Raw genomic sequence first — 14,780 nt, forward strand, 5'->3', positions numbered from 1 at the left:
CGGACAAGGAGATTCGAAAATGACCAACACCGGTGACAACCAGGCCGGCCACGCGATCGTGGTGCGGGACGCCTATAAGAACTATGGCAACTTCGTCGCGCTCGACCATGTGGACTTCGTGGTGCCCAAAGGTTCATTGACGGCGCTGCTGGGCCCCAGTGGCTCCGGCAAGTCGACGTTGCTGCGCACCATCGCCGGCCTGGACCAACCGGACTCCGGCACCGTCACGATCGACGGCCGCGACGTCACCCGGGTGCCGCCACAGCGCCGCGGCATCGGGTTCGTCTTTCAGCACTACGCGGCGTTCAAGCATCTGACGGTGCGCAACAACGTCGCCTACGGGCTGAAGATCCGCAAGCGGCCCAAGGCCGAGATCGCTGAGAAGGTCGACCACCTGTTGGAGGTGGTGGGCCTGAGCGGCTTCCAGAACCGTTATCCCAACCAGCTTTCCGGCGGGCAGCGTCAGCGCATGGCGCTGGCCCGGGCGCTCGCCGTCGATCCGCAGGTGCTGCTGCTCGACGAGCCGTTCGGTGCGCTGGACGCCAAGGTGCGGGAGGACCTGCGGACCTGGCTGCGTCGGCTGCACGACGAAGTCCATGTCACCACGGTGCTGGTCACCCACGACCAGGCCGAGGCGCTGGACGTGGCCGACCGGATTGCCGTGCTCAACAAGGGACGCATCGAGCAGGTCGGTTCCCCGACCGATGTCTACGACACCCCGGCGAACGCATTCGTGATGTCCTTTTTGGGCGCGGTGTCGGCGCTGAACGGGGCACTTGTCCGGCCGCACGACATCCGGGTGGGCCGCAACCCCGACATGGCGATTGCCGGCGGCGACGGATCAGCGGAATCGATTGGCGTGGTGAAAGCGACCGTTGACCGGGTGGTCACGCTGGGCTTCGAGGTCCGCGTCGAGCTGACCAGCGCGGCGAGCGGCGGGCCGTTCACCGCGCAGATCACCCGTGGTGACGCCGAGGCGCTGGCGCTGAGAGAGGGCGACACGGTCTACGTGCGCGCCACCCGGGTGCCGCCGATCGTCGACGCGGCGGTTGACGACGAGGACGACAAGGAGCTCGCCTCGGCGTAGAGCATCGGCCCGGCCACGGTCGACTACCTCGCCGAGCCTGTAGTGAGGGCGGGATTCTGGGCTTCAGGACGGCCTGAGTGCAGGCTCGGCGCCACCAGTGCAGGCTCGAGCTCCGCCAGGGACTACCCGATCAGGCTGCGACGCGCTGCGCCGCGGCTTGATCGAAGCGATCCAGCACGGTGGCAGCGACCAGCCGGTGCGCCCCCAACGGCGCCGCCATCTGGACACCGGCATCGTGTGCGAAGCGCTCGACCCGATCCGGGATGCGCCCCGGCGCCAGGAACCACGGCGCGATGACGACCCGCTGTGCACCGCGGCGCCGCAATCCTGCCAGCGATTCGGCCATCGGCAGTTCCGGGCGAGTGGCAAACGCGGTTTGCGCTGCGGCCCAACGGGTTCCTGCCATCAGCTTGGGTGCCACCTGGGCGGTGCGAGCATTCGCCGCCGCGTTCGACGAGCCGATGGCCACCACGAGCACGCCGACGGCAGGGTCGAGTCGAGATACCCCCAGCTCCGCGATCCGCTGGCGCAGCACCGACACCAGCCTGTCGTCTTCGCCGAGCACGCCGGCTTGGCGTACCCGGTCACCGACAGCGCTGGACGCGATCTGGGCTGGAATGTCCACCCGCGCGTGGTACGCATCGGCCAGCAGCAGGGGAGTGACGATCGCGTCCTGCGGGCAGGAGTTGAGCACGTCGATCAAGCCGGGAGTGTTGTGCTCGCAGAACGCGACTCGGACGTCGAGCAAGGGCCGCAGCCGGGTCAGCCGTCCCGCGACGGCGCGCGCGTTGGCCGCCGATCGCGGGTCGGCGCTGCCGTGCGCGGTCAGTACAAGGGTGGTCACGACGCGTGCAGCCCGCATTCGGTCTTGGCCAGCCCCTGCCAGCGTCCGCTGCGCGGGTCGGCGCCCGCCACCGGTTTGGCCGTGCAGGGAGCGCAACCGATCGACGGATAGCCTTCGTAGACAAGGGGATTGACCAACACGTCGTGCTCGTCGATGTAGTCCTGCATGTCCTGGTCCGACCAGGCCGCCAGCGGATTGATCTTCACCAGCTTGAATGCTTCGTCAAAGCTGATCAGCGGGGCGTTGGCGCGGGTCGGCGCCTCGACTCGACGGATGCCGGTCACCCAGGCGGAGTAGCCGCGCAGCGACTTACCGAGCGGGACCACCTTGCGCATCCGGCAGCATTCACCAGGGTCGCGGGCGAACAGATCTTTGCCATACAGCTTGTCCTGCTCGGGCACCGAGTGCTCGGCGGAGACATTCAGGACGCGGATGTCGTAGACGGATTCGATCGCGTCGCGGGTGCCGATGGTCTCCACGAAGTGATATCCGGTGTCCAGGAAAAGCACCGGCACGCCGGGCCGGACCTTGGCGGCCAGATCGACCAGCACGGCGTCCTGCATGTTGGAGGCCACCACGTACTGGCAGGTGGCCCCTCCGCGTGGTCCGTTGACTCCGCCGAAGTTTTCCTCGGTCCACTGCAGCAGTTCGGTGGCGTTGGCGCCCTCGAGCTCGGCCGCTCCGCGCGCCGCCACCCTGCGCAGTTCATCCTCGGTCCGCTTGGTGGCCTCCGTCATCGCAGGTCGTCCTCCTCGGCCCGAATGGCCCACTGGGCGAACCGTTCACCGTCGTTGCGATGCTTGAGGAAGTTGCGCGTCACCCGGTCGATGTAGTCACCCAGCTCCGCGCTGGTCACCTTGTGCTGCCGCAACTTTCGCCCGAACCCGCTGTCCAGTCCCAGACTGCCGCCCAGATGCACTTGGAAACCCTCGACCGGGTTGCCGTCGCCGTCGTCGACCATCTGACCCTTGAAACCGATGTCGGCGACCTGAATTCGGGCACACGAGTTGGGGCAGCCGTTGATGTTGATGGTGATCGGCACGTCGAGCTGGGAGTTGACGTCGTCCAGTCGTGCTTCCAGTTCCGGGGCCAGCGTCTGCGCCCGCACCCGGGTCTCGGCGAACGACAACTTGCAGTACTCAATACCGGTGCACGCCATGAGGTTACGGCGCCAATGGGACGGCCGGGTCTGCAGATCGAGCTTCTCGAGACCGGCGATCGTCTCGTCGACCTTGTCGTCGGGGATGTCGAGGATGACCAGCTTCTGGTAGGGGGTGAACCGGACGCGGTTGGACCCGGCACGCTCGGCCAGATCGGCGACCGCCGTCAGGATGGTGCCCGAGACCCGCCCGGCGATCGGAGAGGCGCCAATGGCGTTGAGCCCGTTCTTGGTTCGTTGCACGCCGACGTGGTCGATCGGGTGCGGCACCGGTTCGGGGGCCGGGCCGTCGATCAGTGGGCGCTTGAGGTACTCGGTCTCGAGAACCTCCCGGAACTTGTCGATGCCCCAGTCCTTGATCAGGAACTTCAACCGCGCCTTGGCCCGCATCCGCCGGTAGCCGTAGTCGCGGAAGATCGATGTCACCGCTTCCCATACTTCGGGCACCTCCTGCAGCGGCACCCAGGCGCCCACCCGCTGACCCAGCATCGGATTGGTGGACAGGCCGCCGCCCACCCACAGGTCCAGGCCTGGCCCGTGCTCGGGGTGGTTGACACCGATGAACGAGATGTCATTGACCTCGTGCACCACATCCTGCAGCCCGGAGATGGCGGTCTTGTACTTGCGCGGCAGGTCGGCGTACTCGGGCTGGCCGATGTAGCGGCGCGCGATCTCTTCGATCGCCCATGTCGGGTCGAGCACCTCGTCCAGTGACTCGCCGGCCAGCGGTGAGCCCAGAATCACCCGGGGGCAGTCGCCGCACGCCTCAGTGGTCTTCAGCCCGACCTCGTCCAGGCGCCGCCAGATCTCCGGGACGTTCTCCACCTCGATCCAGTGGTACTGGATGTTCTCGCGGTCGGAAATGTCGGCGGTGTCGCGGGCGAACTCGGTCGAAATCTGGCCCAGCGTGCGCAGCGCGGCCGTCGACAGGGCGCCCCCGTCGCAGCGCACCCGCATCATGAAGTACCGGGCCTCGAGCATGTCCATGTTGTCGTCGCCGGTATAGGAGCCGTCGTAGCCCTGTTCGCGCTGGGTGTAGAGCCCCCACCAGCGAAAACGGCCCCGCAGATCGCTGATGTCGATGCTGTCGAAGCCCTCTTTGGCGTAGATGGTCTCGATGCGCTCCCGCACGTCCAGCGGCGCGCCGGCCTGCTTCATCTCTTCGTTGGGATTGAGCGGCTCGCGATTACCCAGCGCCCACTGACCCTCGTTGCGGGGGGCCTTGGCGGGACGTGCTGTGGTCATGCGGGGATCTCCTTCGCGGACATGCCGACTGGAACACGCGCAGCTCACCGAAGATTCCGGCGGCGCAGATCCGGCAGCCAGGCAGGTGGTACGGGTGGGCTGGGTCTACGACGTCAAGGCTGACAGCAACAGCTGCAAACGCGCTTGAGGTCGATATGCCGCCGCGCTACCAGCGCTACACGCAGGCTCGAGTTGGCGGCGGACACGGGTGCCATTCTGCCATGAATTGGGACCCGCCGTGCCACCAGGACAAATTTGATTTCACGGTGATTAAAACCACGTCGCAACCTGGGTGTTCAGATCAGGAAAACCTGGATTGAGCTGGGATTAACGCCCGAGCTGCGCCGCCGTGTCAAGATTTGGCATGGCTTCTCGCGCCGCGCCGGCAGAACTGCCGGCCACCCAGCCCGTTGCGGGGCGTCCGTTCGGGCTCTACCTGCACGTTCCGTTCTGCATCACCCGGTGCGGCTACTGCGACTTCAACACCTACACGCCGGCCGAACTGGGCGGGGTCAACCCGGATGCGTGGCTCGCGGCGCTACGTACCGAGCTCGAACTGGCGGCGGCCCGGCTGCCGGAGGTGACGGTCGACACGGTGTTCGTCGGCGGCGGGACGCCCTCGCTGCTGGGCGGTGCACGTCTGACCAGCCTGTTGAGCATGGTGCGCGAGCATTTCACGCTGGCGCCGGACGCCGAGATCACCACCGAGGCCAACCCGGAGTCGACCTGGCCGGAATTCTTCGAAGAGATCCGGGCGGCCGGCTACAACCGGGTGTCGCTGGGCATGCAGTCGGTGGTTCCGCAGGTATTGGGGGTGCTCGACCGGGTGCACACACCCAACCGCTCGGCCGCTGCGGCGCGCGAGGCACTGGCGCTGGGCTTCGAACACGTCAGCCTGGACCTCATCTACGGCACCCCGGGTGAGACCGACGACGATCTGCTCCGCTCGATGGACACGGCGATCGACACCGGCGTGGATCACGTGTCCGCGTACGCGCTGGTGGTCGAGGAGGGCACCGCGATGGCCCGCCGGGTCCGCAGTGGGGAGCTGGCCGCGCCCGACAACGACGTGCTGGCGCACCGCTATGAGCTGGTCGACGCACGGCTGAACGCTGCCGGGTTGGCCTGGTACGAGGTGTCGAACTGGTCCCGGCCCGGTGGTGAGTGCCGGCACAATCTCGGTTATTGGAGCGGTGGCCAGTGGTGGGGCGCGGGACCGGGCGCACACGGTTACCTGGGTGCAACGCGGTGGTGGAATGTCAAGCATCCCAACGCTTATGGTGAAATGCTCGCCGGCGGGGCATTGCCGGTGGCCGACTTCGAGGAGCTGGACGCGGCCGCTCTGCACACCGAAGAGGTGATGTTGCAGATCCGGTTGCGTCAGGGGCTGCCGCTGGACCGGCTCGGACCGGCCGAACGCCTGCGCGCCGACGTCGCGGTGTCGGACGGGTTGTTGGTGCGGGACGGCGCGAATCTGGTCCTGACCGACCGGGGGCGGTTGCTTGCCGACGCGGTGGTGCGGACCCTGCTGGACTGACCGCCCCTAGACGCCGAACAGGTGCTGGAAGGCGCGGGCGATCTCGATGTACAGCGGAATCCCGATCGTCACGTTGTAGGAGAACGTCAACCCCAGTGACGCGGCCAACGGCAGCGTCGGACTGGCTTCGGGGATCGCCAGGCGCTGCACGGCCGGCACTGCGATGTAGGACGCCGCGCCGCACAGCACCGCGAACAACACGTAGGTTCCGGCCTTGAAGTCGGTGTGGGTCAGGGACGCATAGCTGCAAGCGACGATAATCCCCAGTGTCGCAAAGACATTGGGGGCCAACAGGCCGAACAGGATGAAGCCCGGGCCGGCCTGCCGGAGGTCCTTGAGTTTGCGTGCTGCCGTCATACCCATTTCCAGCAGGAACAGGCAGAGCACGCCCTGGAAGGCCAGCACGAAGAACCTGTCATCGTCGGCGACGACCTTCTGTCCCTGCAGCCCGCTGATCAGACCGATGACGATGCCGCCGATCAGCAGCACGAGTCCCGGGTTGAGGAATACCTCTTGGAGAAGCTCGCGGGTCAGGATGCGCTTGCCCGACGGACCCGGTGCGGACTGCTTTTCCTCCCGGCCCGGGTGGTCGATTTGTTCGAGTGCTGTTGCCCGTTCGGCTGCGAGTTCGCTTTCCAGGTTCAGGCTGTCGCCCGGCGCCGGGCGGGCGGCGGTGCCGGGGCCGATCCCCGCTTTGAGCGTGTACCCGGGCTCGCCGGGCATGTTCCCCGCCGCGTCGAGTCCGTTATGCCGCAGCCGCGCAACGAAAAACAGCGCGGCCAGGCATCCGGGGATCTCCATGACCGCCAGCATCACGGGCATGTAGGCGTTGAAGGCGATGTTCGTGGCGGTCAGAACCGCTACACAGGTCGCGAATGTTCCTGCCGAGTCCGATCCGTAGTAGCCGGCGACGGTGGCCATATCAATTCGTCGCAAGGACTTCAGACGGCTCAGCATCAGGTAGGCCAACCCGCCGATGGCGAAGTTCAGCACGAAACCCAAGGCCATGAAACCCACCACGGCCCCGATGCTGGCGGTGTTGATCTGCGCGAGTTCTTCACCGCCGTGCCAGCCGATGGCCAGCAGCAGGTACAGCGTGAGGCCCTGGTAGAGGACATAGGGGAACTCGAACCGGACTTTGAGGATCGGGATCAGGAAGCCGAAGTAGAAGAACAACAACAGTGGCTTGAACAAGTTGTGCGTGAAGTTGTCCCAGAACTCGTGCAGCATGAGCACCTCCGAGGGGCGGGCGAGACAAGGAAGTACTGACCGCGGAGCTTTCGCGGCGACCAACTACATCCGAGTTGACGCTGAGAATCTAGCCGGGCTCCGGTGTGGCTGCCACTCACCAACGGATTGAAAGACGCTGGCTGGGGCAATATTTGACGATTACGCCGCCCGCGAAACGCGCTGGTAACGATCGCATCGGGCAACTGCGCTGGCTGACGCGTTGTGTTTCACGGCGGTGTGGGTGACGTACGAATGTGCTGTCAACTCACTGGGAGTGCGAGTGTCGCGACCTTCGTGCCGTCACAGATGATCGGTGCTCTGATGATGGGTGTGCCTGCCAACCACAACGGGAGGTAGCACCGTCGGGGCGGCGCGCGCCCAGGGCATAGGTTAGGCTACATTTACTTGCGTGATGGAGGCCAGCGTCGAGACGAATTCTGCCAGCACTGCATCACTGGCCATACCGTTACCCCCGGACATTGATCCCGCCGACCTGGCGGCCGGGCTCGTCGCCGAGCTCATCGAGCCGACCGGGGAGCAGTACCTGCTCTACGAGCAGGACGGGCAGTGGGTGCTGGCCTGCGGTGTGCAGGCGATGGTGGAGCTGGACAGCGACGAACTGCGGGTCATCCGCGACGGCGTGACGCAGCGACAACAGTGGACCGGACGTCCCGGCGCGGTGCTGGGCGAAGCCGTCGACCGGCTGTTGCTGGAGACCGACCAACTCTTCGGCTGGGTGGCCTTCGAATTCGGCGTCTACCGTTTCGGGCTGCAGCAGCGACTGGCCCCGCACACCCCGCTTGCCCGGGTCTTCTGGCCGAGGACCCGCATCGTGCTGGCTCGAGACGAGATCCGACTCCATGGTGCGGGGCCGGACGAACGGGCGGCGGTGCACCGGTTGCTCAGCGCGGGTCCGCGCCGCGAGCCGCCGACCCGGGCGGTCCAACTGTCCGATGACCCTTCTGCCTACCGCGAGCGGGTGAGTCGCGCGGTCGGCGAGATCGCGTCGGGGCGCTACGACAAGGTGATCCTGTCCCGCTGCCTGGAAGTGCCGTTCGCGCTCGACTTCCCCGAGACCTACCGGCTGGGCCGACGCCACAACACGCCGGTGCGCTCGTTTCTGTTGCGGCTTGCCGGTACTCGCGCGTTGGGCTACAGCCCCGAACTCGTCGCTGCCGTTGCGCCCGACGGTGTGGTGGTCACCGAGCCGCTGGCCGGCACCCGTGCCCTCGGTCGCGGACCCGCACACGACCTGCAGGCACGGTACGATTTGGAGTCGAACTCCAAAGAGATTGTCGAGCATGCCATTTCGGTCCGCACCTCGCTTCAGGAGGTCGCCGAGATCGCCGAGCCGGGGACCGCGGCCGTCATCGACTTCATGGCGGTGCGCGAACGCGGCAGTGTGCAGCACCTCGGCTCGACAGTGACCGGGCGCCTGGACCCGGCCAGCGACCGGATGGATGCGCTGGAAGCGCTCTTCCCGGCGGTCACCGCCTCGGGTATCCCGAAAGCGGGTGGCGTGGAAGCAATCCTGCGCCTGGACGAGGCTCGTGGATTGTATTCCGGTGCGGTGGTGATGTTCTCGGCCGACGGCGGGCTCGATGCGGCGCTGGCGCTGCGGGCGGCTTACGAACGTGACGGCCGCACCTGGCTGCGGGCCGGCGCAGGCATCATCGAGGCGTCCGACCCCGAGCGGGAGTTCGAGGAGACCTGCGAGAAGTTGTCGACGTTGGCGCCCTATCTGGTCGAACGCCGTTGACCTGACATCAGTGTGGCTGCTCGAATTCGGCGGGTTGCTTGAGGTAATCCGCGAGCAGCTGGCTGACCAGAGATTCGATGGTCGACTCGATGGACGACGCCAGCGTTGCGGTGACAGTCGCGACCGCCTGCGTGCGGAATCGGACCAGCATGGTGATCAACTCGGCGACTTCGGCGTCGGCGGGCAGCGCTTCGCCGGGCTTGATGCGGTTGGCGACGTGCTCGAAACCGGCCTGCACCAGCAGGTCACTGATTTCGTCGATCTTCGGCAGAATCTGCTCGTGCAGGTCGATGAGTTTGTCCGCGCTCACGCCGTAGCCGCGCACTTCGTTGAAGGCGTCGATCAGCTTGGGCCGGGTGATGGTGGCCTGATCGCCGTCCACTCGGATCACCTGCAACCCGACCATTCGATCGAAAGCGCCTGCGTCACCGACGAGTTCGCGCGCCGCGGCCAGTGACATGGTCTGTGGCCGCTCGGTGGTCCAGGTGCCTACGATGGCCGATTCCAGTCCGAGCACGTCGCCGAGGTTTTTGCCCTCCTCCCAGGCGCTGAGCATCTCGCGCACATGGGCGATGTTGTAGCCGCGGTCGAGCATCGAGGTGATGAGTCGGAGCCGGGTGAGGTGGGTGTCGTTGAACAGTGCTATCCGCCCGACGCGCAACGGCGGCGGCAACAGGTCGCGGTCGCGGTACACCCGGATGTTGCGGGTGGTGGTACCGGCCAGCCGCGCCAACTCGTCGATCCGGTACTCCCCGGACGTTCCGATTCCGGAGGGATGCCCGACCGCGGCGTCGAAGAGCTGGGCGACGGCCGCCTCGACGAAGTCACGCGATTGCCGGCGCACGCGGTGCGGAGCGCGCCGCAGGTTGTAGAGCACCCCGGCGATCGTGCCCGGTTCAGGTCGTGCCGGCCGTTGCGTTGCCAACAGATCCCCGGTTACGTTGTCCGGCAACGACGTGAGCGACGCACCGTCAGCGTCACGTGTGCATAGCTAGCTTGTTCGGGTCCACCGGATTTCCCTTCCGCCGCTTGTATCAGCGGCTGGCCACCCGCGATATCAGACCGGCCGTGCGCGTATATGCGCCCGGCGCCAGCCGTTTGATATTCCAACCGATCTTGGCCTCCAGTTGTGGCATGCAGTAGAGGTCGCCGCGATCGTGGGCGTCCAGACAGACGCGCGCGACTTTCTCCGCGGTGTAGCCGGTCCAGCTCATCAGCTTGGTGGCCAGCTGGCTGGACTCTTCACTGATGCGACCGGAGCCGACGATGTTGGTCTTGACGAAGGTGGGACACAACACAGTGACTTTGACTGCGCTGCCTGACAATTCGGCCGCCAGCGTTTCCGACAGGGAGAGCACCCCGGCTTTACTGACGTTGTAGGCGCCCATGCCCGGAGCCGCACCGAACGCCGCCGCCGACGCGACGTTGATGATGCCGCGGTCCGCGTGGGCGGGTCCGGCCTCGCGCAGGATCGGGGTGAACACTTGGCAACCGTGAATCGGACCCCAGAGGTTGATGCCCAGCACCCAGGTCCAGTCATCGAGCGCAATCTCGCCGATGGGTGCCCCGCCGGCGCCCACGCCGGCGTTGTTGATCACCAGAGTCGGCGGTGCCCCGAACCACGCTTGTGCCTCCTTGGCCAGGGCGACGACCTCGTCGAATACCGAGACATCACAGCGCACCGCGACGGCTTTGGCGCCCAGGTCGGTGAGCGCGTCGACGGTTTGTTGGGCGGCTTCCAGGTCGATGTCGCTGCACGCCACTGCGCCGCCCCGGCGAGCGAGTTCGACGGCGAAGGCGGCGCCGATGCCGCTGCCGGCACCGGTGACGACCGCCAGCGCATCGCGGCTGGTGCATTTCCTGTTCAGGAGCTTGTCCAGGGGACCAAACATCAAACCGCCTCTGCCACTGTGCTTGGCCGGGGTGAGTCCCCGGGGAATCGAACGTAGCTGACCGCGATCGCACCGCACGAGCGCAGTGTCCCGCACCTCGGAGCGCCGTCGTTCATGTCACGGAGTCAATATCAAATGGTGACATTAGTCAATGGCAGATTCTGGCCGATCCATTCGGAAACACGCTGCACCCAGGTGTCCGACTACTTCGGAATACGTTGCGTGGGTGGCGACCTGACGTCTAGGCAGGACGCCCGGACGAGCCGTCGAATCCATCGGCGCCGTCGGCGCCGACCGCGCCCTGGTGCAGGCCGTGCGCACCAGCTTGCCCCGGAATATTGAAGCCGCCATTGGTTCCTATACCGGCACCTGGGTTCCCGCCCGCGCCGTAGCCACCGCCGGCACCCCCGCCGCCACCGGCCGCACCGCCACCTCCGCCGCCCGGACTACCGGCCGAACCGAACAAACCGCCCGCGCCGGCGTTGCCGCCGTTCCCCCCACTACCGCCCTGGCCGCCGTCACCACCGGTGCCACCGTCACCGCCGGTGCCGCCGTTGCCGCCGCTGCCACTGCCGCTGCCGCTGTCCTTACTGATAGAGCCCACGCCGGTGCCGCCCTGACCACCTTTGCCGCCGTCTCCTCCTACAGCGCCCTGACCGCCGGACCCGCCGGCCCCGCCCAGGCCGCCGTCACCACCGGTCCCGAACAGCAGTCCGCCTCGACCGCCGGCGCCACCGCTGCCGCCCTGGCCGCCCGCGCCACCGGATGCGCCGATCCCCCCGGTGCCACCGTCGCCACCGTTGCCGCCGAACCCACCGATCACGTTGCCGCTGTTGGCACCGCCGTAGCCTGTCCCGCCCATCCCGCCGGTTCCCCCGGTCCCGCCACTGATCCCGCCCGTTCCGCCCAGGCCGCCCTTGCCGCCTTGGCCGAGGCCAGCGGGGCCGCCCGGTCCCGCACCCAAACCGCCGTATCCGATTCCACCTGTTCCGCCGTCACCGCCAGCTGCGCCCGTGCCGCCGGTGCCGCCGGTGCCGCCGATACCACCGGTGCCGGTACCGCCGGAGTTACCGGGTCCGGACGAGGCGCCACCGACGGCGTCGCCACCGCTGCCACCCAGACCGCCCACCGTGCCGGCCACCGCATCGGTGCCGCCGTTACCGCCGTGACCGCCGTGGCCCCCGGTGCCGGCGGCGCCTGTGTTCGCGCTGCCCTCACCGCCGGCACCACCCTGGCCGCCGGCCTGCGTGGGGGTGGCGCCGTCGGCGCCGGTGGTGCCGGGACTGCCGACAGGGTTCCCGCCCTTGCCGGGGATGCCGCTGTCGGCATAGTCGGACGGATTCAGCGCAGTGGCGTTGACGCCCGGCGCGCCCTGCGCACCCGCCCCGCCCTTTCCGCCCGCACCACCGTTGCCGGACAGGTACCCCGCGGTCCCGCCGCTACCACCGTCGCCTCCGTCGAGTCCGGCTGCCGTGGCGTTGCCACCGTCGCCACCCCTGCCTCCGTTGCCGAACAACCAGCCGCCGGCGCCGCCGTTGCCTCCGGCCGCCCCTGCCCCGCCGGCGCCTCCGAGGCCGCCGTTGCCGTACAGCCAGCCGCCGGCACCGCCGGCGCCACCGGCCTGGCCTGGGATCCCCGCCCCGCCGGCGCCACCGTTACCGATCAAGCCGGCCGCCCCGCCGTTGCCCCCCGCATGCCCGGCGACGGCAGTCCCGCCCTGACCACCGTTGCCGTACAGCAACCCGCCGGCCCCGCCGTCCTGGCCGGGCAGCCCGGCCGTCCCGTCACCGATCAGCGGACGGCCCAGCAGTGCCTGGGTCGGTGCGTTGATGAGGTTCAGCAGTTCTTGCAACGGCGCCGCACCGGCGGCTTCTGCCTGCGCGTAGCTGACCGTCGTCGCGGCCAGCAGGCGGGCAAACTGCTCCTGCGATGCCGCCAATTGAGTGTTCAGTGCCTGGAACTGTCGCGCGTGGGAGCCGAACAGCGCGGCAACGGCCTCCGATATCTCGTCCCGGGCCGCGGCCAGAACATTGGTGGTGGGCGCCGCCGCGGCGGCGCCGGCTGCGTCGATGGAGGCGCCGATGCCGGCTAATTCCGTTGCCGCCGTTGCCACTATCTCGGGTGCCACCATCACAAACGTCATCGACTGTCCCCTTTTTCGGTAGGCGTTACCGGGGATCCTAATTGGATCGGTGTCAGATGAGGCGGAAATTCATGGCGAAAGTCACGGCTGTTCCGCTTGACCGCAGACTTGCGCGACGATCGCTTTCTTATCGACCTTGCCGATCGGGGTGGTAGGCAGCGTCGGCAACGCGACCAGTTGGTCGAGGCGGACGTGGGTAGCCGCACCGCGCTGGTCCAGGTAGGAGTTCAACTCCGTGATCGTCACCGGTTTACCGGCGAAAACCACAGCAGCACAGATCTTTTCACCAAGACCGGCGTCAGGTACCGGCACAGCGGCGACCGACCGGACCGACGGGTGGCCCAACAGATGCTCTTCGAGGTCCCGGGCGGAGATCGTCTCACCGGCGCGGCAGATGACATCCTTGACCCGGCCGGTGACCACCAGGTTGCCGTCGTCGCGCAACCGGACCAGGTCGCCGCTGCGGTAGAACCCGTCCGGATCGAAGCTGCGCTCGTTGTCGCGCTCGGCACGGAAATAGCCGTTGAGGGTGTAGGGCCCCCGCACCAGCAGTTCACCGTCGGCGCCGGGTGCGACCGGTGCGCCGTCGGCATCGACGATGCGTATCTCGTCGGCCGGGCTCAGCGGTCGGCCCTGGGTGTGCTCCAGCACCTCCGGTGCGTCGTCGAGGCGGGTGAAGTTCAGCAGTCCCTCGGCCATGCCGAATACCTGCTGCAGGCCCGGTGTGAGTGCCGCGCGAATGGCGGCAGCGTCCACGGATTCGAGCTTGGCGCCACCAACTTGCAGCAGCCGCAGCGTCTTTGGTGTCACTGGTTCCCAATCGCAAGCCTGCGCCCACAGATTGGCCAGGGCCGGTACCAAGGCGGTGACGGTGACGCTATGGCGGTCGATGGTGGCGAATGCGGCCTCGGGGCTGGGGTCGGTGCCGAAAACGACGGTGGCGCCGACGCTGATAGCGCCGAGGATGCCGGGGCAGGCGAGCGGAAAGTTGTGCGCGGCCGGCAGTATCGCCAGATACCTGTCGTCCTCGGTCAGGCGGCACAGCGCGGCGCTCGCGGTGGCGTTGTAGACGTAGTCGTCGTGTGTGCGGGGGATCAGTTTGGGCGTCCCGGTGGTGCCGCCGGACACCAGCAACAACGCCGGGCCCGCGGTGTCCACCGCGACGTCCGGGACAGCGCCGTCCGGCAGTGCCGACCACGACAGGAACGGTCCGGGGTCACCGTCGACGACGACGTGCCGCAACCGGGGGTGCCTGGTGACCAGTTGTTCGGCCATCGGACGGTAGTCGAAATCCCCGGCCTGTGCAGCGACGATCAGTCCGACGGCGCCGCTGACTTCGGCGAAATGAGTCAGCTCCGCTGCCCGGTGCCCCGGCAGACACATCACCGGGATGGCACCGGCGCGCAGTACGCCGAACAGGGCGACCGCGAATCGACACGAATTGGGCAGTGCGAGAAGCACCCGATCGCCGGGGGCGATTCCCAGCGACGCCAACCCGGCCGCCGCACGGTCGGCAAGTTCGTCCAGTTCTGAGTAGGTATGGCCAGCGAGCGAGTCGACGACTGCGAGGTGGTCGGGCCGCGTCGCCGCGACCTGGCGCAGCAGGCCAGGCACCGTCTGGCCGGACCAGTAGCCGGCCGCTCGATACGCGGCGGCCCGGTCCGGGGGAAACGGGATGAAACCGTCCGGGGCGCTGGTCTGGGACGAACGGAAAGGACGTGTAGGCACTCGGCAGCTCCCTTGGGGTGAGCGTGTCAGCCCATCGAATATAAGGTAGCGTACTCAAAAGTTAGGGCAGCCTGAGCTAATTCGGAGGTGGGGTCGTGGGCGGCGCGTCATTCGCTGATACGTCAGCGAACCGGCACGGCCAGCCGACAACTCACC

12 protein-coding genes are annotated in these 14,780 nt (G+C 67.5%); 3 read left to right on the top strand and 9 right to left on the bottom strand.

Features of this window, described 5'->3' with window-relative positions; translation table 11 throughout:
• Positions 1 to 19 precede the first annotated feature (19 nt).
• Positions 20 to 1,087 (top strand): sulfate/molybdate ABC transporter ATP-binding protein, encoded by a 1,068-nt coding sequence (locus tag AC5Y6Y_RS23615; RefSeq protein WP_499930509.1) that lies wholly within the window; start codon positions 20 to 22, stop codon positions 1,085 to 1,087.
• Positions 1,088 to 1,217: 130 nt separating this feature from the next.
• On the opposite strand, the gene AC5Y6Y_RS23620 is transcribed toward AC5Y6Y_RS23615, so the two are convergent.
• The 4 genes from AC5Y6Y_RS23620 to AC5Y6Y_RS23635 all read right to left on the bottom strand — a co-directional run bounded on the left by AC5Y6Y_RS23620 (position 1,218) and on the right by AC5Y6Y_RS23635 (position 4,550).
• Entirely contained in the window at positions 1,218 to 1,949 is a 732-nt protein-coding gene (locus tag AC5Y6Y_RS23620) for a sirohydrochlorin chelatase (protein ID WP_499930511.1), read from the bottom strand.
• Positions 1,928 to 2,668 (bottom strand): phosphoadenylyl-sulfate reductase, encoded by a 741-nt coding sequence (locus tag AC5Y6Y_RS23625; protein WP_463824807.1) that lies wholly within the window; start codon positions 2,666 to 2,668, stop codon positions 1,928 to 1,930. Before AC5Y6Y_RS23625 ends, AC5Y6Y_RS23620 begins: the two co-directional genes overlap by 22 nt.
• A complete protein-coding gene (locus tag AC5Y6Y_RS23630; RefSeq protein ID WP_499930513.1) occupies positions 2,665 to 4,335 on the bottom strand; it encodes a nitrite/sulfite reductase in 1,671 nt (556 codons plus the stop codon). The genes AC5Y6Y_RS23625 and AC5Y6Y_RS23630 overlap by 4 nt, the downstream gene beginning before the upstream one ends.
• Before the next feature lie 113 nt (positions 4,336 to 4,448).
• A complete protein-coding gene (locus AC5Y6Y_RS23635) occupies positions 4,449 to 4,550 on the bottom strand; it encodes an Ms4527A family Cys-rich leader peptide (protein WP_463824805.1) in 102 nt (33 codons plus the stop codon).
• A 149-nt stretch (positions 4,551 to 4,699) separates the two neighbouring features.
• Between AC5Y6Y_RS23635 and hemW the strand changes: the two genes are divergently transcribed.
• Entirely contained in the window at positions 4,700 to 5,872 is a 1,173-nt protein-coding gene (hemW, locus tag AC5Y6Y_RS23640) for a radical SAM family heme chaperone HemW (RefSeq protein WP_499930515.1), read from the top strand.
• 6 nt (positions 5,873 to 5,878) lie between these two features.
• Here the strand turns inward: hemW and AC5Y6Y_RS23645 are convergent, their stop codons facing one another.
• The gene (locus AC5Y6Y_RS23645) at positions 5,879 to 7,102 is read right to left on the bottom strand and encodes a sodium-dependent bicarbonate transport family permease (RefSeq protein WP_499927702.1); all 1,224 of its coding nucleotides are present in this window, start codon (positions 7,100 to 7,102) and stop codon (positions 5,879 to 5,881) included.
• Positions 7,103 to 7,511: 409 nt separating this feature from the next.
• Between AC5Y6Y_RS23645 and AC5Y6Y_RS23650 the strand changes: the two genes are divergently transcribed.
• Complete coding sequence (locus AC5Y6Y_RS23650) at positions 7,512 to 8,861, top strand: salicylate synthase (RefSeq protein ID WP_463824802.1); 1,350 nt, start codon at positions 7,512 to 7,514, stop codon at positions 8,859 to 8,861.
• 7 nt (positions 8,862 to 8,868) lie between these two features.
• Here the strand turns inward: AC5Y6Y_RS23650 and AC5Y6Y_RS23655 are convergent, their stop codons facing one another.
• From AC5Y6Y_RS23655 to AC5Y6Y_RS23670, 4 genes are all read right to left on the bottom strand, one after another.
• Positions 8,869 to 9,786: a MerR family transcriptional regulator gene (locus AC5Y6Y_RS23655; protein ID WP_463824941.1), complete on the bottom strand. Its 918-nt coding sequence runs from the start codon at positions 9,784 to 9,786 to the stop codon at positions 8,869 to 8,871.
• A 109-nt stretch (positions 9,787 to 9,895) separates the two neighbouring features.
• Positions 9,896 to 10,753 (bottom strand): SDR family NAD(P)-dependent oxidoreductase, encoded by an 858-nt coding sequence (locus AC5Y6Y_RS23660; RefSeq protein WP_499930517.1) that lies wholly within the window; start codon positions 10,751 to 10,753, stop codon positions 9,896 to 9,898.
• A 241-nt stretch (positions 10,754 to 10,994) separates the two neighbouring features.
• Positions 10,995 to 12,896: a PE family protein gene (locus tag AC5Y6Y_RS23665; RefSeq protein ID WP_499930519.1), complete on the bottom strand. Its 1,902-nt coding sequence runs from the start codon at positions 12,894 to 12,896 to the stop codon at positions 10,995 to 10,997.
• Between the two features lie 81 nt (positions 12,897 to 12,977).
• Positions 12,978 to 14,624 (bottom strand): (2,3-dihydroxybenzoyl)adenylate synthase, encoded by a 1,647-nt coding sequence (locus tag AC5Y6Y_RS23670; protein WP_499930521.1) that lies wholly within the window; start codon positions 14,622 to 14,624, stop codon positions 12,978 to 12,980.
• Between the last annotated feature and the right edge of the window lie 156 nt (positions 14,625 to 14,780).

The organism is Mycobacterium sp. NGS24 (assembly GCF_059813065.1).

What these genes read in the sequence shown, in the direction of transcription:
- AC5Y6Y_RS23660 (WP_499930517.1), bottom strand. Translation starts at nt 10,753, where the DNA reads ATGTTTGGTCCCCTGGACAAGCTCCTGAACAGGAAATGCACCAGCCGC.
- AC5Y6Y_RS23620 (WP_499930511.1), bottom strand. Translation starts at nt 1,949, where the DNA reads ATGCGGGCTGCACGCGTCGTGACCACCCTTGTACTGACCGCGCACGGC.
- AC5Y6Y_RS23625 (WP_463824807.1), bottom strand. Translation starts at nt 2,668, where the DNA reads ATGACGGAGGCCACCAAGCGGACCGAGGATGAACTGCGCAGGGTGGCG.
- AC5Y6Y_RS23635 (WP_463824805.1), bottom strand. Translation starts at nt 4,550, where the DNA reads ATGGCACCCGTGTCCGCCGCCAACTCGAGCCTGCGTGTAGCGCTGGTA.
- AC5Y6Y_RS23665 (WP_499930519.1), bottom strand. Translation starts at nt 12,896, where the DNA reads ATGACGTTTGTGATGGTGGCACCCGAGATAGTGGCAACGGCGGCAACG.
- AC5Y6Y_RS23615 (WP_499930509.1), top strand. Translation starts at nt 20, where the DNA reads ATGACCAACACCGGTGACAACCAGGCCGGCCACGCGATCGTGGTGCGG.
- AC5Y6Y_RS23645 (WP_499927702.1), bottom strand. Translation starts at nt 7,102, where the DNA reads ATGCTGCACGAGTTCTGGGACAACTTCACGCACAACTTGTTCAAGCCA.
- hemW (WP_499930515.1), top strand. Translation starts at nt 4,700, where the DNA reads ATGGCTTCTCGCGCCGCGCCGGCAGAACTGCCGGCCACCCAGCCCGTT.
- AC5Y6Y_RS23630 (WP_499930513.1), bottom strand. Translation starts at nt 4,335, where the DNA reads ATGACCACAGCACGTCCCGCCAAGGCCCCCCGCAACGAGGGTCAGTGG.